This window comes from Mycoplasma sp. 'Moose RK' (assembly GCF_015708155.1).
Taxonomy (GTDB): Bacteria; Bacillota_I; Bacilli_A; order Mycoplasmatales; family Metamycoplasmataceae; genus Mesomycoplasma.
This window is the reverse complement of the sequence record NZ_JADDYD010000001.1, coordinates 236,873-261,825: the sequence shown is the minus strand read 5'-3', so window position 1 is coordinate 261,825 and position 24,953 is coordinate 236,873. Positions and strand designations below refer to the sequence as shown.

Annotated in this window: 11 protein-coding genes; all 11 read right to left on the bottom strand. The window is 29.0% G+C overall.

Translation table 4 applies throughout. The features are described from left to right. Positions 1-6: 6 nt before the first annotated feature. Complete coding sequence (locus tag IM807_RS00990; RefSeq protein WP_196362722.1) at positions 7-6,012, bottom strand: PDxFFG protein; 6,006 nt, start codon at positions 6,010-6,012, stop codon at positions 7-9. Further along, positions 5,999-7,327 (bottom strand): ABC transporter ATP-binding protein, encoded by a 1,329-nt coding sequence (locus tag IM807_RS00985; RefSeq protein WP_196362721.1) that lies wholly within the window; start codon positions 7,325-7,327, stop codon positions 5,999-6,001. Before IM807_RS00985 ends, IM807_RS00990 begins: the two co-directional genes overlap by 14 nt. Then, a complete protein-coding gene (locus IM807_RS00980) occupies positions 7,317-8,732 on the bottom strand; it encodes an ABC transporter ATP-binding protein (RefSeq protein ID WP_196362720.1) in 1,416 nt (471 codons plus the stop codon). The genes IM807_RS00985 and IM807_RS00980 overlap by 11 nt, the downstream gene beginning before the upstream one ends. A gap of 2 nt (positions 8,733-8,734) precedes the next feature. Further along, positions 8,735-9,700, bottom strand: a complete 966-nt coding sequence (locus tag IM807_RS00975; RefSeq protein ID WP_196362719.1) for an ABC transporter permease — start codon at positions 9,698-9,700, stop codon at positions 8,735-8,737. After that, on the bottom strand, positions 9,700-10,800 hold the full coding sequence (locus IM807_RS00970) for an ABC transporter permease (protein ID WP_196362718.1): 1,101 nt from the start codon (positions 10,798-10,800) through the stop codon (positions 9,700-9,702). Before IM807_RS00970 ends, IM807_RS00975 begins: the two co-directional genes overlap by 1 nt. 339 nt (positions 10,801-11,139) lie before the next feature. Then, positions 11,140-13,569 (bottom strand): hypothetical protein, encoded by a 2,430-nt coding sequence (locus tag IM807_RS00965; protein WP_196362717.1) that lies wholly within the window; start codon positions 13,567-13,569, stop codon positions 11,140-11,142. A gap of 62 nt (positions 13,570-13,631) precedes the next feature. Beyond that, on the bottom strand, positions 13,632-13,994 hold the full coding sequence (locus IM807_RS00960) for a P110/LppT family adhesin N-terminal domain (protein ID WP_196362716.1): 363 nt from the start codon (positions 13,992-13,994) through the stop codon (positions 13,632-13,634). A gap of 569 nt (positions 13,995-14,563) precedes the next feature. Then, positions 14,564-17,563, bottom strand: a complete 3,000-nt coding sequence (locus tag IM807_RS04180; protein ID WP_196362715.1) for a P110/LppT family adhesin N-terminal domain — start codon at positions 17,561-17,563, stop codon at positions 14,564-14,566. A gap of 334 nt (positions 17,564-17,897) precedes the next feature. After that, positions 17,898-18,323, bottom strand: coding sequence for a DUF3899 domain-containing protein (locus IM807_RS00950; protein WP_196362714.1), 426 nt, complete (start codon positions 18,321-18,323; stop codon positions 17,898-17,900). Between the two features lie 113 nt (positions 18,324-18,436). Beyond that, positions 18,437-21,466, bottom strand: a complete 3,030-nt coding sequence (locus IM807_RS04175) for a P110/LppT family adhesin N-terminal domain (protein ID WP_196362713.1) — start codon at positions 21,464-21,466, stop codon at positions 18,437-18,439. Positions 21,467-22,005: 539 nt separating this feature from the next. Next, the gene (locus tag IM807_RS04170) at positions 22,006-24,948 is read right to left on the bottom strand and encodes a P110/LppT family adhesin N-terminal domain (protein ID WP_196362712.1); all 2,943 of its coding nucleotides are present in this window, start codon (positions 24,946-24,948) and stop codon (positions 22,006-22,008) included. Positions 24,949-24,953 lie beyond the last annotated feature (5 nt).

Sequence of the window (24,953 nt, the reverse complement as noted above, 5' to 3'; positions counted from 1 at the left end):
TTCTACCTATTTAAATTGTGGGCGAACTACAAGAAAATTTTCGCCATTTTCATTTGTTATGTATGTTGGTGCAAGTTGATAATTTTTCCCGTTTTCAGCAAGAAATTTGTTTTTGCCAAGTGTTAAAAGTCCCTTAATTTCTTGCTTTTTTTCATCAGAAAAGTAAATTCTAAGCTTTTTTGAACCTGATGAACCTGGGCGCACTAATGCATTTTTAAATTCACCAATAATTGATCAAGAAGAAATTCAGGAACTGTAACCTTCATCTGCTAAAGTTCACTTTGTTGATAAATCAGCCTGTTTTTTTAAGTAAAAAATGTTATTTGTGTTTTCAGTTGCAATTTTAATGAAATATTTTTGTTGTGTTTGTGTATCTTCAAGGGTTAAAAAATGAGCTTTTTTGGCATCTTCATTTTTAACAAATCCTCAAAAAGTGACTTTATCATGCTCGGCATCACGCCAAATTCCAGAGACAGTTTTAACTCCAACGCCTTGAGTTTTTAGCAAATAATACCAAAAAGCTTCTGGCCTAGTGGTAATTTTTTGACCTTTTAGATCAGTAATTCGTAAATTTTGATCCTTAACAGGTTCTAAATTGTCATCATAAAGTTGCCAATCAAGCACTTTTCGTTGAAAACGATCCTTAAAGAAACCGTTGTTTGTTGAAATATTTTTATTAATATAACCATTTCTTCAGCTTTGCGATCTTCCAACAACTGGCTGAATGTTTGTTTGATAAAATTGTTGATAGTTACCTAATTCTCCCTTGTATTTATTGAGAATTTTATTTAAATTGATTGAAATTTCACTAAATAAATCATTTTTTTCACGATTAAAGTTAGCGATTAATTCCTGAATTTTCGCTGATTGCTCAATTTTTTTAAGCATTTGATCAATGAATTTATCAGGCTGTGGCTCAGCCTGAATTTTAGTAATTTGTTGTTGAACTAAATTTTTAAGACTTGCAGATTTGCCATAAAGACCTTTATTTTGGGAGTTTTTGTAGGTTTCTAGCAAATTTTGATAAAGAAAATCAAGGTTTGTTTTATCCTTTGAAGTAACAAAATTTGTTAAAAAATAATTGTTATAGCTAGAAATAAAATTCTGTGAATAACCCTGAGCAAAATCATAAATTGGAATGAAATTTTTAATCCATTTTCGGGTATAAATTCTGTCTACAAAATACTCATTTCCAGTATTGGATTCAGTAATATTTTTAAATTCAGGAGCAATATTGTCAAGAGTTTCAGTGCTTGGTGAATAATGGATTTGAACATAATCACGTGTTAAGGACTCAGGAAAATTATAAACATAATTACTAAAAAAGTCATCAGGTTTTGTTTCAAAACGAGAAATATTCTTCGAACGAAGTAAAGAAAGTTCCAAATCTGTGTTCATTTTTTGAAATTGACTTGTCACGGATCTTGTTGGTGTTGTGTAATCTACAGTCGTTTTTGTACCAACCAAATATTGCAATTTAAAAAGGTCAATATCAGTAAAATTAATATTGTTTCTAATTAAAAAGTCTTTGATTCAACCAAACACTTCTGATTTTTCTGAATTATTTAGGTCATCATTTATAAAACTTTCATTGTCAAAAACAAGCGAATTTGTTTCATTAAAAGAACCAAAATCTAATCATGCAATTTTAATTCGGTCAAATTTTGTCAAGGGACCAAATTTTGTCGATGGTAAATTTGGATTATTTGCACGTGAAAAATTCTTAAATCCCATAAATCCAATTTTTGAATCAAAAAGGTGATCAATATTTTTTTGATTAATTTTAGTATTTTTAATTAATAAATTTAGTGTTGATTTTTCAAATGCTTCTAAAAGAAAGTTGGCTAATTCTTGCACTTTTTGATGTAATTCGGTTTCAGAAATTTTAAAGTATGGTAAAAGATTTGCAATAATTTGATCATTTTTTTGGTCTTTTTTTCATTCAAAATTTGGTGTTTCTAATGATTTTTTTTCAAATTTTTCACCCAATTTAGAGAAAGCATATTTTAACAAGTGAAATTTGGAATTTACATATGAAAGATCTCAATTTCTGACATAACCTTTTTCAGTTTTTGCTATTTTCATTGCAAACGGATCAATTGAAATAAATTCAATAAAATCTTCAATATTATTAAATTCTGTTTCCTGATTTTGATTTTGAAAGGCAAAATAATTTTCTGAATAATCAAATTTAAAAACTGTCTTATCTCAGGAATCTAAGTAAATTTTTGAAGTATCAAATTCAGTTGAATCAGATTTATTTTTAAACCTAAATTCATGAGCAATGCCAAAAAATGGCTGTAATTGCGAAGTATTTTTTGTTGAATCTGCTACCACTTTATCAAATTTTAGTAAATTTCCAAGAGGTGAAATTCAACGGTTTGTTATTGGTTTTTTAGAATCAAATTCAGTTTGATCAAGAACATTTTCAAGTTTTTGCGAAGTGTTAATCCCTGCATAAAAATCATATTTTGGATTCTGATAATATTGATTTTCACCCGCTGAAATCAATTTTCCGAAGTAACTACTTGCAAAAATTGGGCCATTTGTCAAGGTTTGAATGTCTTCGGATCGAGTTGGAAGATCATAAAAATTAGAAAGTGTGGCAAAAATATAATCAGAGTCGACGTTTTGACCATTTTTATCAGTGAAACTAAAGATTTTCTTATGATTTTTTAGAATTCATTCCACATATATATTCTCAAAGAAAAAAATTAGAGCATTTGTGAATTTTTCTGATTCAGCTTGATTTTCTGATCCTTTATTTTTTTGAATTCACTCACGAAAACTTTGAGAATATGATTTTTTAAAAATCTCAATAACTTTTGCAATTTTGATAAACAACGAATCTCCAAAATTTGTAATATTTTTAAGTTTTTCAAACAAATTTATACCGCTTTTTTGAGAATTTTTTAAAAAATTTGACAATTTTTCAGCAAATGCTGAAGAATTAATATTGCTATCGCTCTCAAAAATTTCTTTTGAAATAGAAGTAAGTGAATTTAAACTACTTAGGGATAAAGTAAAGTTATTTTTTCCTTTGTCAAGCAAATTTTTTGCGAATGATTTTAGTTCTGAAATACCTTGAATATTACTTTCACTAACACTTTTTAAAAAAATACTTAAATCAAAAATTGAACTATCAGTGACAATGCCCACAGTAATTTCATCATTAATTGAATTGAATATAGAACCAAAAAATGCCTGATTTTCTACCTTGTTTGTTAAAATTGCACCTAAAGTTTTAGTAAAATATTGATTTGAGGGTGAAAAACGTTGAAATTTTACACCAGTAGAATTTCAACCATTGTTCTGAAATTTTTGAACAATATTTGCTGAAAAATCTTGGCGAATTTTCTTAATTTTTTCTGTAAGTTCAATCAAACTATTTGGATTTTTAAAAGTAGAAACATCAATTACTGGGTTACCATTAGCATAGAAAACTTTTACTTTTAAATCACTAAAAGTTTTATTATCTGCACTTGGTTTAAAATCAGCAATAATAATTTGACCATTTTGGTCAAATTTAAGTAAATTTCCCATTCCATCTGTTAAAGAATTTGCAAATAATTCAGGAATTTTACTGGAATTAATGAAGCCAGAAACAGGACTTTTACTGGATTTGTTACGAAAAAACTGCGCAGCATCAGAAATTGCTGGGTTAATTGTTGCAGAATCTGCATCAATTGAGTTTAGTAAAAACAAATCATATAATTTAAGACGACGAAGTTCAGCAGCGGTTTTTAAACCATCAATTGTTTGTAAAAATCGTCTTGATGGCTGTGAAAGTAATCGATCAATCCCTTGATTTTCATTTGAACCGTAAATTTCAGATTCATTTTCAAATTTTCCACCACTATCAAAACTAAAATTTGGATAAACTCCATTATTTTGGGGACTTAATCCCGGTGCTGATTTCCGAATTGTTAATCCTGATGAACGAGCATCAAAGTATAATTGCAAAACATCTAAATTATAAAAAGATTGCAAACTGATTGATGAATTTGTTGAAAGCGCGTTTAAAACAACATTGGAATTAGGATCTGAATTATCTTGTGCATAATTTAATGTCTGATGGTGGCCATACTCATGGGTCCCCACATATTTAAGGTAATTAATTCCTGTTGTTTTGAAAAAATGAGTCGAAGCTTTAAGCAAAGCAATGTAGGGAATCCTTGATGAATGGCTAAAACCAATGTAATTTCCACGTTTTGTTAGATATTTTTTTTGACCAGTCTCACTATCAATTTCAAAATCAACATAAGTTCCAAAAAGATTTTCACCATTTGTTTTTTTATGAGTTAAAACTGTGTCAATAAGGCCATCAAAAACTTCACCATAAAGTTGATAAAGTGTTACTTTTTTACCGTCTTTAAGAGTTTCAATTTCTTGAATTACTTTTGGAATCGCGCGATTTTTTCAATTAACTGCAAGCTTAAAAGTATTGAATTCATTGAGGTTTTTTTTAAAATTTGTTGATTTTTGATCAAGATCAAAAACAATTTTTTTTGTTTGTTTTTGAGAATTTTCAAGTTGAATTTCTAACTTTGAATTTGATAATTTTGTTGCCTTAACAATTTTAAAAGTTGACCATAATTTTGGGTTAAATTCTGATAAAAATTCATTTTGCGCTTCAATCGAAGGATCAGATTGGTCAACTGAAAAAAAATGCCTATTTTCAGCATCTTTTTGGTAAATTCCAACTATTTTTCCAGTTAAAAAATTGATATTGTAAAGGTCAAAAAATCCTTCTTGAGCTATTTTAGCTGCTTTTTCATGAATTTTAGTTGCAATTTCAGCAGCCAAAATTGTAGTAGTATCAGATTGAATTTGCGGTGTTAAATAAAATCTTAGATCGCTTTGCTTATTTTCAGCAGAATCTGGTCAATTTTCAAGTTGAAGTGACAAAACACCTTGAGGAATATTTTTGTCATTATTTAATTGTGGACTAACTAAGTTTTTAACAGCAAGAATTTTATGAGTTTTTTTAAAATTTTCATTAAATTTAAAACTAAAATTTGCTGGTAATTGAATATTTTTTTCGTGCGCAAACATTAAAGTTGCTAATTCGAATTTTTGTTTTACTTTTTCTAAGCTTTGTGCAGGATCTGCAAAAACAAAGAAAAATTCACCATCTCTAAAATTTTTAACTTGAGCTGTAAGTTCTGGAATCTGTGCAACTGAATCCTTTAAAATTTTTACTAAATCATAGATGTAAATTTGTTCATTTTTAATCAAATCAACGGCTGGAATTCCCCCAATTACCTTTGATTTATCGTAGTTTGCAAGCACTTGTTGAATAGGAATAGTAGAAAAATATTTGTCAAGTGATTCTTTAGAAATTGGCTCTTGAAAAATTTTATAAGTAAGATTGTCAGCACCATTTCCAACCCCTGAAAGTTCAGTGTAAATTGGGAAGGACCCAAAAAAAGAATCAGGAAAAAATTCAATTTTTGTTTCCTCTTTCCGTTCAATATGATGTTGGCCCAAAAGTAAATTATTTCCTGATTTTGTTACTCCTTTTTTAAGTGCAAAGTGTTCCAAAGTAATTGCTTCAGGGCCCCAAGCCACATTTTTGTTAAACCAACGAGCATATTTAATAAATTCTTGCGGTGACAAAGCATCTCAATACTCATTAACAAATTTCATTACCCCAATTTTTAAATCAAAAATTGGGGTTTGGCGATCATAATTATCAGCAAATCAGTCTTCAAATTCTGCTACTGAAAAACGCCGTTTTTCTGATTTAATACTTGAATCAAGTACAATCGGCTTGTCAGTTTGACTAAGATCAAATGAAGCAATTTTTTCACCTTGTGCATTTCGAAAATCAGCAAAACTAATCTCATTATTGCTAATTTGTGTATGATTTTCAGGGCGAACTTCAATATTGTAAACGCCAAGTTCATTACTATTTGCATAAAGTTTGATTCCGCCAACGATAATTGCTGAAGAAGTAGCAAGAACTCCCGCAGCGCCTAAGTAAGTAAAAAGGATACTATTTTTTTTCATAATTATAATCTCCTGATTTCCAACGATGAACCTCATCAGCGGTTGCTAAAATGTAATGATTATTGCCTAAATCAATCCATTCAGGTTGATTTTCTTCATTATAATCATGAATTTTAGGATCATAAACAAACTTAGTTAGTGATTCCCCCTGCGATTCAATTGTTGGAATTGACTCAATTAATGATTTTGTGTAAGGATGAAGAAAGTTTTTTGTAATTTCCTTTGTTGGACCAATCTCAAAAATTCGTCCACGATAAATTACGGCAATACGGTCAGAAATGTATTCAACCATCCGTAAATCATGGGAAATAAAAAGAATTGTGAGATTATATTTTTCTTTTAAATCCTTAAAAATATTAATAATTTGTGCTTGAATTGAAACATCAAGAGCTGAAATTGGCTCATCAGCAACCAAAATTTTTGGTCGCAATAAAAGTGCACGACAAATTCCGATTCGCTGCTGTTGGCCACCGGAAAATTCTAATGGAAAGCGTGATAAAACTGAATTGTCAAGGCCAACTGAACTTAACATATCAGTCACAAATTGAAGGGTAACATCCTTTGTGGGTTTTTGTAAAAAACGCTGTAAAAAGAGAGCTTTTTGCTCTAAAAAGGTAATAATTTTTTCTTCAATTTCTGGCAAATTTTTCAAATAAGCAATAAGTTGTTTAAATAAAAAATCAACTGATTTTTGCAAAGTATTTTGGTAAAAATTCTCATTTAAGTACTGAATAATTTCTGTTTTTTGCTTTGCCTTGAAAGTTTTTATTAAACTTTCAAGGCAATTTTGATAATAATGGTGAGCAAAAAGTTCTTTAATTGAACCTTTTTTTCGTCTTTCAAGATTAACAAGCCCTTCTGTAATCACATCATAAATATTTTTATATGGATTTAGTGAAGACATTGGGTCTTGAAAAATCATTTGCACAGTTGCAACTAATTTTTCGAGAATTTTTCCGCGAATTTTTCGTGTATTTTGTGGCAACACAAAATCACTAATTTGAATCTTCCCAAAACTACGTGGAATTAGACCTGCAAGTGTTGCTCCAGTTGTTGATTTTCCTGAACCTGATTCACCAACAAAAGATAAAACTTCACCTTCATAAATGTTAAAACTTAAATCATGAATTACTTTGTTTTTTTTGGATCCTGAACCATAAGTTACATCAACATTTTGGAAACTGACAAGAGGAGTTTTTCCTTTAAAATCAAGCATTTTTTCAACTCCAGGTGTCAAAACTCGATAAATTTGTTTGCTAAATTTACCAAAAAAACATGTTTGTTTTTCAAGGTAAAATTTACTATTATTTTTCATTTTCGCCTTTCATTTTGGTAAATTTTTGCCATTTTTCCAAAATTATTTTTGGAGGAATAATTTTTGGTGCTTTTGGATCTAAAAGTGCAGATTTAACACGATGAGTTGGGCTGATTTTGTAAAAATCAGGTTCCACAAAAAAATCTTGCTCCAGTGCGTAATCATTCCGCACTGCAAAAGCGTCGCCAACAATTTGATTCAAGGAAGATGGAACGACACCACGAATTGACTGAAGACGATCACCCTTGTTGACATCAGGCATTGAAGTGATCAAACCTCAGGTGTAAGGATGTTTTGGATTTAAAAGAATTTCGTCTCTTGTTCCTTCTTCAACAACTTGGCCAGCATACATAATTGTGATGTAATTTGCCAAAGATGCAACAACACCAAGATCATGAGTGATAAAAATTATCGTCATTTTCAGTCTTTTTTGTAAATCGCGAATGATATCAAGAACAAGTGATTGTACAGTCGTATCAAGCGCGGTTGTTGGTTCATCCATGACAATAATTTTTGGTTCAAGTGATAAAATCGCAGAAATTACAATTCTTTGAATCATTCCACCTGAAAGCTCGTGCGGATAAAGTTTCATTACCAATTCAGGGTTGTCAATTTTGGTCATTTTTAGATACAAAAGCGCCTTTTCATAGGCTTCTTTTTTTGTTTTGACAATTTTATTTAGTAACATTCCTTCGATAATTTGTGGTCCAATTTTTTTTGTTGGATTCAAAGTTGACATTGGATTTTGAAAAACTGCAGAAATAATTTTGCCCCTGAAATTTGAAAGTTCTCAAGCGCGAAAATCGAAATTTTGAACTGGATTATTAAAAAGTTTGATTTCGCCTGATTCAACAACAGCATTTTCGCCAACAAGACCATAAAGGCAAGCAGTGATTACCGATTTTCCCGAACCTGATTCACCAATAATTGCATGAATTTGGCCTTCATAAAAGTCAATTGAGGCATTACGAATGACAATATTGCGAACTCCTGGGTCAGACGGATTAACAAAAGAAAGTTTTAAATCCTTGATTTGTGCAACGATTTTGTATTTTTTATCACCGACTTGCTTGTATTCAACGTTTTTGGAAAATTCAGCAAAATCAAAATCAGATCTGCTGAATTTTGATTTGTAATATTTTTGCAAATCAGCAAAAATATTAGTAATTTTCAAGGTTTTTTTGTTTTTATATTGCTTTTTAATGTTTACTTCATAAGCAAGAAATTTTTCTTTAAGATTCAAAAAATCCTGTTCAAATTTAGTTTTAGGTAATTTTTTTGCTTCTAATTTTTGCAAATCTATCTTAAATCTTTCAAGATTTTTAGTTAACTCACGACATAATTTTGGATTTTCTGTTTGCGAACATTTGCTGTTTTTGTTAAAAAATGATGTAAAAGAAAACATTTTTATCTTTGCCTCCTTAAGGCATCCTGAACTGAATTTCCAATCATTTGAATTGAAGAAGTTAATAAAATTAAGAAAAAAGAAGGAATTAAAACATAACGTGGATACAAGGTAACTATTGGGATTCCAGCATTGATTGCATTTCCTAAAGTTGGCACATTTGGCAATGAAAGACCAATAAAAGCAAGGCCGGTTTCGCCAAGAATTGTTCCTGGAATTTCAAAAACAATATTTGTGATCAAAAGTGGCACAATTAAGGGCACAAAATTATAAAGAACTTTATATGAAGGCGTTCCTAAAACACGTGAAGCAACCACTCATGTAAAATTTCTGGCTCTTTTGATTTGTGCGCGAACTTGATTTGCAAGACCAATTCAACCAGTTAATGAAAATGATAAAACTAAAACCCAAAAACTAGGGCGCAAAACAAGTGTCATCAAAATTATCACTAAAATTGTTGGTACATTAGAAATTATTTTGATAATAAATGTAAAAATTTTGTCAAAAAGGTCAAAATTTCCCATTAAAGTTCCAAAAAGAGTTCCAAAAAGAATATTAAAACAAGCAACAATAAAACTCAGAATAAGTGAAAAACGGAGTCCGTGTCACAAAAAAGCCCAAACATCTCGACCTTGTAAGTCAGTTCCGAGAATGAAGCTGCCAGTAAAATAATTCAAATTTTTCATATCAGGTCGCAACTGTGTTGGTGAACCAGTTGTAAACGGAATAATTAGTGCTAAAATCAGCATAAAAATAATTGTAACAAGACCAAAAACACCAGCAAAAGATCTTGAAAATCGGCGAAAAATGTCATGAAAATTATTTCTTGGCTTACCAAAATAATTACGATCAAAATTTTTAGCTTGATTAACCATTAATTTTCACATTTGGTAGGAAAATGGTTGGAAAACTGGATTTGGTTTTAGTTCATCTTTTAAATAAATTTCAATTGAGGGAAATTGCTGCACTATTTTGCTCTCCTTCTGATTCTAGGATCAAGTAATTCGTAACTAATGTCACGTAAAGTGTAAGAAATTATTGTCAAAAGTGAATAAACAATAACAAGAAACAGGATAATGTTATTGTCTTTTGATTGAATTGCATCAATCATTATTCCACCGGAACCTGTAATTAAAAAGATTTTTTCAACGAAAATTGAGCCAATAAAAGAACCTAAAACAACAATTGGAAAAAAAGTAGCTATTGGAAAAAGTGAGGATTTAAGCGCGTGAGTTCAGACAAAACGGTTTCGACTCAAATTTTTAAGATAGGCAAATTTTGCATGTAAGGAATTTAATTCATTGTTGAGCTCAAAACGAATATAACGAACATAGCTGATAATTGAACCAATTGAAAGCGCTAGTGCCGGAAGAACAAAAGTGGCAAAATCTTGAACATTAAAAATGTAAGGAATCCCTGATTTTTGTCCAATTATAAGCAGGGTTAAAGCAAAAACTAAGGAGGGAATAGATGAAAAAATCGCAATTCAAACTGTTGCAAAATTATCAAGAAATTTTCCAGGGTTTTTGCCCACAGCGATCCCCAGTGGGACACCAATGGCAATTGTTAGGAAAACAGAAACTATTCCTATTGAAAAAGATGTCAAGAAACGCTGTCAAATAAAGTCATTAATTGGCACTCTTGGGCGTAAGCTGTATGAAATTCCAAAATCAAAATTAATAAATTTTCATAAATAATTAAAATAGCGTTGAGCTTGTGGAAGATCAAGGCCAAAAGCATGTTTTTCTGCTGCCTTTTGTGCTTCCGAAAGTCCATCAAGAAAACCTGGTTCACCCGGAATTGAATCAATTAGCAAGAAAACAAGGGTGGCAACAATTCAGGCAACTATTAGGAATTCAAGAAAAATTTTGACAAGTTTTTTGAAAAAACGAAAGGGAAGCGAGTCAAAATTAACGTATTTTAGTCAAACAAATTTGGGGATTTTTGCCTTTTTAACAGTATAAATTTTATTATTGTCAATATATTTTGGATTAATCTTCAAATTTAGATAATTTTTTGATAATAATTCATTAGAATGTTGGGGATTTTCATTGTTATTATCTGACATTTTTCACCTCTTCTGCTGACTTTTTTAATTTTAAAAAGAAAAAACGGGGTTGTTCACCCCGTTTTAAAATTTTAATTAAATTCTTTTCTAAAAGTTAAATAATTAAATTAAAAGGGGGTATTTTTTATTTTTTTGTAAATAAATTTACTAAAAATGCTAAAAAACTTAAAAACAAAAATCGTGATTTTTGCTCAAATCATGTCAATATAAAAAGACTTAGATATCAAGTTTTTTGTTATCATTTTTAAACCCTATAAAATTATAAAAACTAAAGTGTATTTTAACATAAAATAAAAATAATCAAAGAAAATTTTTCAAAAATCTCTTTTTATTAGACTTTTAAATATATTCTTTCCTAAATATTTCAAAAATTTTGTCATAAATATCATTATTTTTAGGATTATCAACCATGGCAAAACCTTTGAAAGTAATTCCTGCAAAACTTCTTTCAGTTTTAAACACTTTTTCAACCAAAAACAATTCTTTTGAAGCAATCGCTCCTAAACTAAGCCCTTTTGATAAATCTATTTCAAAATATTTGTCGTTTGGGATCGATCATTCTCACTCAAATTTTGGTTTTTCACCTTTTTCATATCCAGTTGTGAAAAATGAAGATTTTAACACTATTTTACCATCTTTTCTTTGAACTTTTACTGCCAAAATTACTGTTGAATCGGATTCATTAAGAAAATCATAGTCAAGATTAATTGGATTTTCTGGCTCTTGTTTAAATTTTTCGTCTTTGCTATCAATGGGATTAAATTTGCCATTATAAGTTATGTGTGCAGCTTCTTTTTTTCATCATTTTAGTTCAATTTTAAAATCCTGTTTTGATTTATCCGCTTCAAAAACCGAAAATTTATCACTTTTAACAAAATCAGGACCAATATGATTGTATTCTTTTTTAACTTTGTCAGGTTCAACAATTAAACCGAATTGTTTACCATTATTTGCTACTGATTTGAATAAAAAATATCTTGTAAAATAATTCCGCGGTAATTTTGTTGGCTTAAAAGCGTAAAAAAGCGAAATGCCCTCGCCTAGCGTGATTTTTGCTGAATTATTTACTGTGCTTGTCCCGCCATTATTATCAGTTCCTTTGCCTTGCTGAACTGGTTGGGGTTGTGTAGTTGCTTTCTTTTCTGGATAAATTATCCCTTTTTCGGCTAAATAAATTCCCTGATTTTTTTCATCAAGAAAAGGAAGTTCATCTGAATTTGATTTATAACCACCAACAACAAATTTAAAATTAGGGTTATCAATTGCCGAAATTGAAGTTAAAAGCTTCTGTTTTTTTGCATCATCAAACCTTGTTTCAACATTTGTTTGTCAATCAAGGAATAAGTGAACTTTTGTTAATTGCTTGATTTTTTCATAAGCACTATTTTTTTTGAAAACATTACCAATTACAATTTCAAGTTTTTCTTGAGTTATATCATTAGTTTTAATTTCAATTTTTAAAGTATACTTGTTCTCAAAACTTGAAGACAAGTATACAAAAGTGTTTGGTGGGAAAGTTAATTTTGCTAAATTTTCAAGGATAGACTTTAAATAGTCACCTGGTTTTTTCTCATCTTTTGGTAATTTTGAAGCTTCTTCCACTTGCTTTTCTTCCTGAAACAAAGTTGCTGAAACTTCAACAGGTTTTGTCTTGGTAAATGATATTGCTTTTTTGGATTCAACTGAAAAATTAAGCAAATTAAAAAGTGGTTCTGCTTCCTTTGTAATAGTTTTTAAATCAAGAGGTTTATTAAACAATTCTTTGATTGTGTCATCAATTGTTGAAGCAAAAATTGTAACCGGAAGATTCTTTTTTAGTTCAAAATTTAAATTTGTAGGATTTTTGGCACCTTCAAAATCAAAAAGTTCAATTGCTTTTTTAAGAAGTGACGAATTAATTGAACTAGTTGCATCAAAATTGAAACTAAAATTATAGCTATATTGCCTATTTTCGTGAAGATTTAGGCCGGCTGGAAGCAAAATTTTATCTGCAAAATTTCCAGAAATTTGTAAATTTATTGGAATTAAATTGTCATTTTTTATTTGGTTTTCTTGAAAAGTCCCTAATTTAAAATCAACATTTTTGAGTTCAAAACTAGGAAACAAATCCTTGACTTCATTTAAAAATGTTGATTTTGTTTCTTGATTTTTTTTCTTAAATCAAGAAACAAAATCAAACTTTATACCTAAATCTGAAGGTTTTTTTTGAAAAATATCCTTTACTTTTGAATTTTTTTCAGACAAATATTTTTTAATTTCTGGTTCTAACTCATAATTATTGCTAAAAGCTTGCAAAAATTTTTGTCCATAATCTTCACTTTTTGCTGGAAAATTAACAAATTTTAGAGAAAAATTAGTTTCACTATTTGACGATTTGTTTGATAAAATCATGTTCAATAAAATTGAATTTTTAGTATCATCAATTTCTAAAAAAACCAATTTTTCTTGTTGCAAATCTGGTTTTATTTCATAATTTGAGGGCAAAACAGTTAAAAAATCTGAGCCTAAATTCAAAGAAATTCCACCAAATTTGGAAAAAGTTTTAAAAAGTGCTTTTTGAGAATCTCCTGATCCTTTGTAATTTTCATAAAAATCTTTATAAAACAGAAGCGCAATCTCGGTTGCGGTTTTGTTTCTCAAAAAATCTAATTTTGAAAGGCTAATTGTTGCGCTAAGATTTTCTGGTATAAATTGAAAATTCTTCAATTTTTTAGAAAAATCAAGACTAATTTTGGTTGTAAAGTTAAGAGTTTTTTCCGAATTTGTCACGCTAAGCAACAAATCTTTGATGATATTTTGACTAATTTTTACAGCAGTTTTTGACTCAGGAGCTAAAATTTTGAAGTTAAATTGGGAAATTTTTCTTGCAAATCAGAAAAATCAACTGCATTGTTTAAATCAAAATTGTAACTTTTGTCATAATGCAAATTGAGCGCATCATAAGCATCCAAGCGCTCAGAAAATTTTAATTTTGGTTGTAATTTCTTAGTTAATTCTTCAATTTCTTGTTTATTTACATTAGTTAATTTTACTAAATTTTTGGCAAAATTTTTTTTATCAACAAATTGCTTCAATTTCTCATCAAAATTTTTTAAATTTAATCTGCTAAAAAATGGAATGGAAATAGCGGCGCTCGCAATTACACTGACCCCGAGAGTTATAAGAATTATCTGTTTTAGAGTCAGTCTTTTCATAATTTATCTAAACACCTTTCAAAATTAGCGTAAAATTAGCGAATTTTTTACTTCAAATATATAATTTTTATTCAAATCAACTGAAAAAATTATAGCACAATTCATAATTTTGACAAATTTTGTTAATTTTATGAATTTTTTATAAAAAGCATTGATTTTCGGTGATATTTTTAAATTAAAGTCGTTTTTTTTTTTTTTTTGGTAAAAAGCGGAAAAATTTAAGAAAAATCAAATAGATTTTCCACTAAAAAGTGGTAAAAACAAAGGTTTTTATGAGTAAATTTCCATAAAGTCTCATTGTTAACATCTAAAATTTTTGCTTCAAATTTTATCCATTTTTTAAGCTGAAAATCCTGAAAAGTGGATAATTCAAAAAAGCGCCGATAATAGGCGCTTTTTTGAATTTAAGTCACCTTAAAGACCTGAAAAATAGAAAAATTTAGGAAAAACCTTTGTTTTTTCACAACAAATTTACCATTTTTCATGGGTGCTTACTCAAAATTAATTCAAAATCACGCCATATGATCAAAAATTTTAATAATAAATTTTTGATTTTTATATAAAAATTACTAATTATCAATGAAATATTGCTGTTGAAATTTTCTAAGGATTTCAGTTAGCGCATCATCGGTTTTAGGTTTATCAAACAAGGCAAGAGCTTTAAAAGTAATACCGCCTTTTGGTGCCAAATCAGAACTAACTTTAGGTTGGTCAGAAGGAGGTCATTTTTCGTCAATAGTTTTTGTAGTTCCAAGTGTTAAATTTTTGGATAGGTCAACTAACAAATCAAATTCAATATCTTGTTTCCAATTAAAAACTGGTTCTAATCCTTTTTTATGTTCTGATGTGTAAAGGGAAAATTTTAATTTTTGCTTATTTTTTTCATTTGTATTTTCATTTTTTTCGACTGTTGCAACTAACATCACTGTTGCGTCGGGTTGAGAAAGAAAATCTTTTCGGGAATCCACAGAATTTTTAGTAGATAAATTAATTTCAGGAATAGGCGAGTGATTTTTAATCCTTAATTTAATGTCCGCTTTTCCATTATAAGTGCTTTGTAGTTGAGTTTTTATGCTATAAATGGTTTCACCATTGGACATATTTTTTTCATAATCACTAGTTAAATCTGGAAATCTTTTTGGTGATGAAGGTGTTTTTTCAGATTCATAACCAATTAAATTGGCACTCAAAATATTTGGAAAAATGGTGTTATAAGGTTTAATTAATAGACCAAAATTGTTCTTATTTTTTTCTGTAGTAGTTGTTTTTAGCAAAAAATACTTTGCATACATTGGTGAAACTCGCTTTGTTGGTTTAAAAACATAGACAAAAGTTTTTCCAATTTTCAATTTTAAATCAGTAGTACCTGAGTTTTGTTTTAGATCTGAACCTGACGCTTGATCTGTAATTGATTTTTGCAAATCAAGTCCTGAATCAGTCAAATAAATTCCGTCATTTTTTTCACTAATAAAAGGTTTAGTTTCATTTAGATTTCAATTATCTTTTTGCCTTTGACCAGGCACAAATTTTAAATTTGAATTGTCAATTGACGAAATTGAAGTCACCAAGGTTTTTGAATTTTTTTCATCAGTTTTCTCAATTTTTGTTTCAACATTTGTTTGTCAGTCAAGGAAAAGATCTGTTTTTGTTGAATCTTTAAGCGCTTTGTAAGCGACGTTATCGCGGGCAACATCCTCAATCTTAATCTTTAGCGTTTCCAACACTTTCTTGTCAGATTCTATCTTGATTTCCAGAGTATATTCATCCTCGAAACTCGTTGATAAATAAACAAAAGTGTTGGGTGGAAGGTTGCTTTTTGAAAGACCATCAAAAATTGATTTTAAATAATCACCCATTTTTTTTAGTGATTTTTTTGGCTCAGGCGCTAATTTTTCAACAGAATCTTCTTGAGTTGACTGGTTTTTAGTTGCGGAATCTGCAACTTGCACTCCTTGAATAGTCATTTCTTCAAATAAGGTCGTTGAAACAGGAGTTTTTATGGCAACTGATTGGGCTGGCAGGGTTGATTTTGCTCCGGGAACATCAATTTCCTTAGAATTTACTGAAAAATTAAGAATTTGAAAAAGAGGAGAAACAATCTTTGTAATATTTTTTAATTCAAGTGGTTTGTTCAAAAAATCCTTGATTGAATTGTCAATTGTTGAAGCAAAAATTGTGATTGGCAAATCCTTTTTAATTTTGAAATTCAAATTTTTAAAATCTTTTACGGTTAAGTCAAAATTTTTAATTGCATTTTCAAAATATGAAGAATTAATTTTGCTGGAAGCATCAAAATTAAATTTAAAATTATAAGTATACTCGTTCTTGTTACCAAAATTTAGACCAGCTGGTAGGTTGCTTTCTAAAAAATTTCCGCTAACTTGCAAATTTATTGGCACTAAATTATCGTTTTCTGCTTGATTTTCATGAAAAGATCCTAATTTAAAATCAACATTTTTGACTTCAAAACCAGGAAAAAAATCTTTAATTTCACTTAAAAATGTTGATTTTGTCTTATGATCTTTTTCCTTAAATCAGGAAATAAAATCAAAATTTGCAACTAAATCAGAAGGTTTTTTTTGAAAAATATCCTTTACTTTTGAATTTTTTTCAGATAAATATTTTGTAATTTCCGGTTTTAGTTCATAATTTTGGCTAAAAGCTTGTAAAAATTTATCGCCAAAATTTTCATTTGATGGCGGAAAATCAACAAATTTTAAGGAAAAATTGGTTGATTTGTTTGTTAATTTGTCAAACAAAATCATACTTAGCGAAATTGACTTTTGCAAGTCGTTAACGTTAGAAAAAACCAGTTTTTCCAATTGTAAATCCGGTTTTAGTTCATAATTTGAGGGTAAAATTACCAAAGAATCTGAACTTAAACTCAAAGAAACTCCACCAAATTTGGAAAAAGTTTTAAAAATTGCCACTTTTTCATCTTTTGATTCCTTGTAATTTTTGTAAAAATCCTTATAAAACAAAATTGCAATTTCTGTTGCGGTTTTGTTTTTCAAAAAATCTAATTTTGAAAGATTAATTGTAGCATTAAGATTTTCGGGGATAAACTGAAAGTTTTTCGATTTTTTGGAAAAATCAAGACTGATTTTGGTTGTAAAATTGACGGTTTTTTCTAAATTTGTTACACTGAGCAACAAATCTTTGATGGTATTTTGACTAATTTTTACAGCATTTTTTGACTCAGGTGCTAAAATTTTGAAAGTTAAATTCGGAAATTTTTTCTGCAAATCAGAAAAATCAATTGCATCGTTTATATCAAAATTGTAACTTTTGTCATAATGTAAATTAAGCGCATCATAAGCATCCAAGCGCTCAGAAAATTTTGATTTTAGCTGTAATTTCTTAGCTAATTCTTCAATTTCTTGTTTATTTTCAATGTCAAAATTTGGCAAATTCTTGGCAGAACTTTTATTTTCAACAAATTCCTTCAATTTTTGATCAAAATTTCTTGAAGTTAGTGAACTAACAAGCGGAATTGTGACAGCAACACTTGCAATCGCACTCACTCCTAAAGTTGTGAAAAGTATTTGTTTTAAAGTAAATTTTTTCATAATTTTTCTATAACTCTCCCAAAACTACGACAAAAATAGTGAATTTTTTTCTCAGCTATAAAAATTTTTGAGAGGATTTATAGAGCGAAAATTAAATGATATTTTTACAAAAAAAGAAATAAATTTACAATTTTTTGGCAGTTTTTTTTTTTTTTTTGCCAAAATTGTCTATTAAATTAGGTTGTAAATTAAATTTTCTCATATCTTTACCCCCTTAAATTAGTTACGGAAATTTGTTTGATCGTTAATTATAACACAATTTACAACTTTTTGTACATCCACTTAAAATTAGACTTTAAACCAAGAAAAGATGCTAACAAATATGGTTTTAATTTTAAGAAAACAAAAATGGCAAACTAATAATTAGTAACAAACATCCAATAAAAAATCCAATAAAAATCGAAAGTCATGACATTTCTTTTTGTTTTTTTTTAATAAAGGCATGGTTAATTTCCATTTTTTGGGGTTCAAAACCCTTTTTTTTCAAAATTTTATTTTGCGATTCCATCCTTCAATTGTGATAGGAAATCGAAAAACTGCTAAAAAGGCCAAATCTTAAAACTGTTGCTAACATTGAAATTGTAATTGACAAAAGACCAACAATTGAGGTTGCATCAAATCAAGGTTTTTCAAGCACAAAAATAATTATAATCCCTGTAACCAACAAAAAAATCGCCCAAAAAAATAGCGCTAAAATTGATCTTTTTTGAATTTTTCGGCCAAATAATAAGCCAAATATAAAGGAAAAAATGAAATACATGAAAACTTTTCTTACTTAATTTTATTTTTTTACATATCCATTATGTAATATATAGATACTTTTTATATTATATATTGAAACGCAAAATGTTTTTTTTTTTTTTTTTGAAATCACTAATTATCAGTTTTTTCAAAATATTGTTGATGAAATTTTCTAAGGATTTCAGTTAAGCCTTCATGGGTTTTGGGTTTATCAAACAAGGCAAGGGCTTTAAAAGTGATCCCACCTTTTGGTGCCAAATCAGGATTAACTGGTGTCGCAGGTTTGGACGTTTTACCTGATGACTGATATTCTGGTGGCCATTTTTCGCCAAGAGTTTTTGTGGTTCCAAGCGTCAAATTCTTCGACAAATCAACTTGCAGACCAAATTCAATGTCCTGGTCCCAATTGAAAATTGGTTCTAAACCATTTTTGTGCTCTGATGTGTAAAGGGAAAATTTCAATTTTTGTTTATTTTTTCCCTCATCATTTTTGTCAATTGTTAAAACTAACATCACTGTCGCATTAGGTTGAGAAAGAAAATCTTTTCGCGGATCCACAGAGTTTTTAGTTTTAAGATTAACATCAAGAAGAGGGTTTTTATTTTTATCAATCTTGAGTTTAATATCAGCTTTTCCGTTATAAGTGTTTTGCAGCGTGGTTTTCATTACAAAGGTTGTACCACCATTAGAACTAATTTGCTCATAATCAGTTAAATCTGGAAATCTTCCTTGTGATAAAGGTTTTTTTTCAGATTCATAACCTATCAAATTAGTACTCAAAATATTTGGAAAAATGGTGTTATAGGGTCTGATTAACAAACCAAAATTATTTTTATTTGTTTCTGTGGTTGTTTTCAACAAAAAATACTTTGCATAAATCGGACCAACTGGTTTTGTTGGTTTAAAAACATAGACAAAAGTTTTTCCAAGTTTTAACTTTAAATCATCAGCGGTTGGATTTGTTTTTGGTGAACTAGTTGAAGACTGTGTTGCTGATGATGGGCTATTTTTAGTTGTTTTTTCTAAATCTAGACCTGAATCCGTTAAATAGATTCCGCCATCTTTTTCGTTAATATAAGGTTTTGTTTCGGGCAATGTTCAATTTTTTTCTTCTCTTTTTCCGGGCACAAATTTTAAATCTTTATTATTAATTGATGAAATTGAAGTTACTTTTTTTGTCTTTTCATTTTCAAGAACTTCTGTTTTAACATTTGTTTGTCAATCAAGAAAAAGATAAGTTTTGGTGTTATCTGTGAGTTCCTTGTAGGCAACATTGTCTGGCAAAACATCATCAATTTTGACCTCAAATTTCTGAATAATGCTTTCATTTTCTCTGAGTTCAATTTGAAGAGTGTATTGATCTTTAAAACTTGATGACAAATAAACGAAAGTGTTCGGCAAAAACTTGCTTTTTGCAAGATCCTCAAAAAAAGATTTTAAATAATCACCTAGTTTTTGCTGCGGTTGTGGCACTGGAACAATTGGAGAAGCTGGGTTTTTAGGACTAGTTGCTTTTACTGACTCTTCATCAAACAAAGTAGTTGAAACATGTGAAACCTTCATTGGCTTAGGTTCTGTTGCAGCAGCATCCTTTGACTCATTAGCCTCAGATTCTGGCACCACAACTGCTAGTTTTTCTTTAGATTTAGTGGAGAAATTTAACAATTCAAACAATGGCGCCGCAGTTTTCGTAATGTTTTTAAGATCGAGTGGTTTGTTGAAAAATTGCTTAATTGTGTCATCAATTGTTGAAGCAAAAATTGTGATTGGCAAATCTTTTTTGAGTTCAAAATTCAGTTTTTCAGGATTTTTTGCTGCAACAGAACCAAAATTTTCAGCTGCATTTTTTAAATAGGATGAATAAATTGAGGCAGTCGCGTCAAAATTCAAACTAAAATTATAGGTGTATTCGCTGCCGCTATTAAGATTTAGGCCGGCTGGAATATTAAGTGATTTTGAAAAATTTCCAGAAATTTCTAAATTTATTGGAATCAAATTTTCATTTTTTGTTTGATTTTTTTCAAATTCACCTAATTTAAAAGTAACTTTTTTAGCCGTAAAGTCGTACAAAAAAGGTTTGATTTCGTTTAAAAAAGTGGTTTCGCCTTTACCAAATTTGGCTTGAAATCAAGAGGAAAAATTTGATTCTACATTTAAATCTTTAGACTTTTTTTGGATGATTTGCGACGGTTTCAAATTATTTTTTGCTAAATATTTTGAAATTTCAGAGTTAAAATCAAAATTTTGACTAAAAATTTCTGAAAATTTGTTGACAAAATTTTCGTTTGGTGACGGCAAATCAACAAATTTTAAGGAAAAATTGGTTGATTTATTTGTTAATTTGTCAAACAAAATCATACTTAGCGAAATTGACTTTTGCGAGTCTTTAACGTTAGAAAAAACCAGTTTTTCCAATTGTAAATCCGGTTTTAGTTCATAATTTGAGGGTAAAATTACCAAAGAATCTGAACTTAAACTCAAAGAAACTCCGCCAAATTTGGAAAAAGTTTTAAAAATTGCCACTTTTTCATCTTTTGATTCCTTGTAATTTTTGTAAAAATCCTTATAAAACAAAATTGCAATTTCGGTTGCGGTTTTGTTTCTCAAAAAATCTAATTTTGAAAGGCTAATTGTTGCACTAAGATTTTCTGGTCTAAATTGAAAATCCTTCAATTTTTTAGAAAAATCAAGGTTTATTTTGGTTACAAAATTAACAGTTTTTTCCGGGTTTGTCACACTAAGTGGCAAATCTTCAATGATATTTTGACTAATTTTTACAGCATTTTTTGACTCAGGTGCTAAAATTTTGAAAGTTAAATTCGGAAATTTTTTCTGCAAATCAGAAAAATCAATTGCATCGTTTATATCAAAATTGTAACTTTTGTCATAATGTAAATTAAGCGCATCATAAGCATCCAAGCGCTCAGAAAATTTTGATTTTGGTTGTAATTTCTTAGCTAATTCTTCAATTTCTTGTTTGTTTTCAATGTCAAACTTTGGCAAATTTTTGGCAGAGCTTTTATTTTCAACAAATTCTTTCAATTTTTGATCAAAATTTCTTGAAGTTAGTGAACTAACAAGCGGAATTGTAACAGCAACACTGGTAATCGCACTCACTCCTAAAGTTGTGAGAAGTATTTGTTTTAAAGTGAATTTTTTCATAATTTTTCTATAACCCTCACCCAAGACTACGGCAAAAATAGTGAATTTTTTCTCAACTATAAAAATTTTTGAGAGAACTTACAGAGTGAAAATTAAATAATATTTTTACAAAAAAAGAAATAAATTTACAATGTTTTGGCAGTTTTTTTTTTTTTTTGCCAAAAATGTCAATTAAATTAGGTTGTAAATTAAATTTTCTCATATTTTTACCCCCTAAATTAGTTGCGGAAATTTGCTTGAACGTTAATTATAACACAATTTACATTTTTTTTTTTTTTTTGCACGTCCGTTTAAAATTAAATTTTAAACCAAGAAAAAACGCTAATAATATGATTTTAAGTTTAAGAAAACAAAAATGGCAAACTGATAATTAACAACAAGCATCCAATAAAACGGAAGTCATGGTATTTCTTTATACTTTTTTTACTTAATTTAATTTTTTTATATATTCATTATACAGTTCTTATATATTTTTATTAGAAACTTTTTTATAATTATATATTGGAGCACAAAATGGTTTTTTCTCTTTTTTGAAATCACTAATTATCAGTTTTTCCAAAATATTGCTGATGAAATTTTTCAATAATTTTGTCGTATTCTTCTTTTTTATCAGGCTTGTCAAACAAAGCAAGCGCTTTAAAAGTTGCTGCACCATGAGGCGCGAGGTCGCGATTAACTCCTTTATTCGCTGGTCAACTATCATTTGGAGACTTTGTACCGCCTAGCAATAAACCTTTGGAAAGATCAATTTGACCTTGTTTAAAGTCCTGGAACCAATCTCAAATTGCGACTTTGCCACTTTTGTACTCAGATGAGTAAAAGGAAAGTTTCAATTTTTGTTTATCTTGCTTATCAACTTCAACTGTTGCCACTAACATAATTGTTGAATTAGGTTGCGACAAATAATCCTTAAATATATCAATATTGCTATGAGGGGTGATTGAACTTGATTGATCAGCGACAATTTGGCGTGATCTATTGATGCTGAATTTAATTTTCGCTTCACCGTTGTAAGTGGTTTTCAATGAACCTGCTGTGTCGTAAAGTGTGCCTGATCCACCTGATTTTTGATTTGGAATAGCTGATAAAGTTGGAAAAAAAGACGGTGATTTTGGTGGTTTTTCAGTATCAAGACCAATTAAATTAATTTTTGAATTTTCGCTAACTGTAAAATAAGGCCTGATTACTAAGGAAAAATCGCTTTTGTTATCATTCAAGGATGATCGCAGCAAATAATATTTTGCATAAATTGGACCAACTTGCTTTGAAGGTTTAAAAATATAAACAAAAGTTTTTCCTTTTGTTAATTGAAAATTTGGCTGTAAAGGTAATTTTGGAGATTTTTCACTTGTTTTTTCTGGTAACTTTACTAACTCAAGTCCTGAATCAGTTAAGTAAATTCCACCGGCATTTTCGTTAAGAAAAGGTTTTGTTTCGGGCAGGCTTCACTTTGAGGAATCTCTTGATCCAGGCACAAATTTTAAATTTGAATTGTCAATTGACGAAATTGAAGTCACCAAGGTTTTTGAATTTTTTTCATCAGTTTTCTCAATTTTTGTTTCAACATTTGTTTGTCAGTCAAGGAAAAGATCTGTTTTTGTTGATTCCTTAAGCGTTTTGTAAGCAACATTATTACGTGCAACATCATTAATCTTAATCTTTAGCGTTTCTAGCACTTTCTTGTCAGATTCTATCTTGATCTCCAGAGTATATTCATCCTTGAAACTTGTTGATAAATAAACAAAAGTGTTGGGTGGAAAGCTCAATTTTTCAAGCCCATCAAAAATTGATTTTAAATAATCACCCATTTTTTTAGTACTTTTTTCTAGTGCTGGTTCAGATTTTTTAACTGGTGCTTCTTGACCATTAACTACCTTTTCTTCAAATAAGGTCGTTGAAACAGGAGTTTTTATGGCAACTGATTGGGCTGGCAAGGTTGATTTTGCTCCGGGAACATCAATTTCCTTAGAATTTACTGAAAAATTAAGAATTTGAAAAAGAGGAGAAACAATCTTTGTAATATTTTTTAATTCAAGTGGTTTGTTCAAAAAATCCTTGATTGAATTGTCAATTGTTGAAGCAAAAATTGTGATTGGCAAATCCTTTTTAATTTTGAAATTCAAATTTTTAAAATCTTTTACGGTTAAGTCAAAATTTTTAATTGCATTTTCAAAATATGAAGAATTAATTTTGCTGGAAGCATCAAAATTAAATTTAAAATTATAAGTATACTCGTTCTTGTTACCAAAATTTAGACCAGCTGGTAGGTTGCTTTCTAAAAAATTTCCGCTAACTTGCAAATTTATTGGCACTAAATTATCGTTTTCTGCTTGATTTTCATGAAAAGATCCTAATTTAAAATCAACATTTTTGACTTCAAAACCAGGAAAAAAATCTTTAATTTCACTTAAAAATGTTGATTTTGTCTTATGATCTTTTTCCTTAAATAAGGAAATAAAATCAAAATTTGCAACTAAATCAGAAGGTTTTTTTTGAAAAATATCCTTTACTTTTGAATTTTTTTCAGATAAATATTTTGTAATTTCCGGTTTTAGTTCATAATTTTGGCTAAAAGCTTGTAAAAATTTATCGCCAAAATTTTCATTTGATGGCGGAAAATCAACAAATTTTAAGGAAAAATTGGTTGATTTGTTTGTTAATTTGTCAAACAAAATCATACTTAGCGAAATTGACTTTTGCAAGTCGTTAACGTTAGAAAAAACCAGTTTTTCCAATTGTAAATCCGGTTTTAGTTCATAATTTGAGGGTAAAATTACCAAAGAATCTGAACTTAAACTCAAAGAAACTCCACCAAATTTGGAAAAAGTTTTAAAAATTGCCACTTTTTCATCTTTTGATTCCTTGTAATTTTTGTAAAAATCCTTATAAAACAAAATTGCAATTTCTGTTGCGGTTTTGTTTTTCAAAAAATCTAATTTTGAAAGATTAATTGTAGCATTAAGATTTTCGGGGATAAACTGAAAGTTTTTCGATTTTTTGGAAAAATCAAGACTGATTTTGGTTGTAAAATTGACGGTTTTTTCTAAATTTGTTACACTGAGCAACAAATCTTTGATGGTATTTTGACTAATTTTTACAGCATTTTTTGACTCAGGTGCTAAAATTTTGAAAGTTAAATTCGGAAATTTTTTCTGCAAATCAGAAAAATCAATTGCATCATTTATATCAAAATTGTAACTTTTGTCATAATGTAAATTAAGCGCATCATAAGCATCCAAGCGCTCAGAAAATTTTGATTTTAGCTGTAATTTCTTAGCTAATTCTTCAATTTCTTGTTTATTTTCAATGTCAAAATTTGGCAAATTCTTGGCAGAGCTTTTATTTTCAACAAATTCCTTCAATTTTTGATCAAAATTTCTTGAAGTTAGTGAACTAACAAGCGGAATTGTAACAGCAACACTGGCAATCGCACTCACTCCTAAAGTTGTAAAAAGTATTTGTTTTAAAGTGAGTTTTTTCATAATTT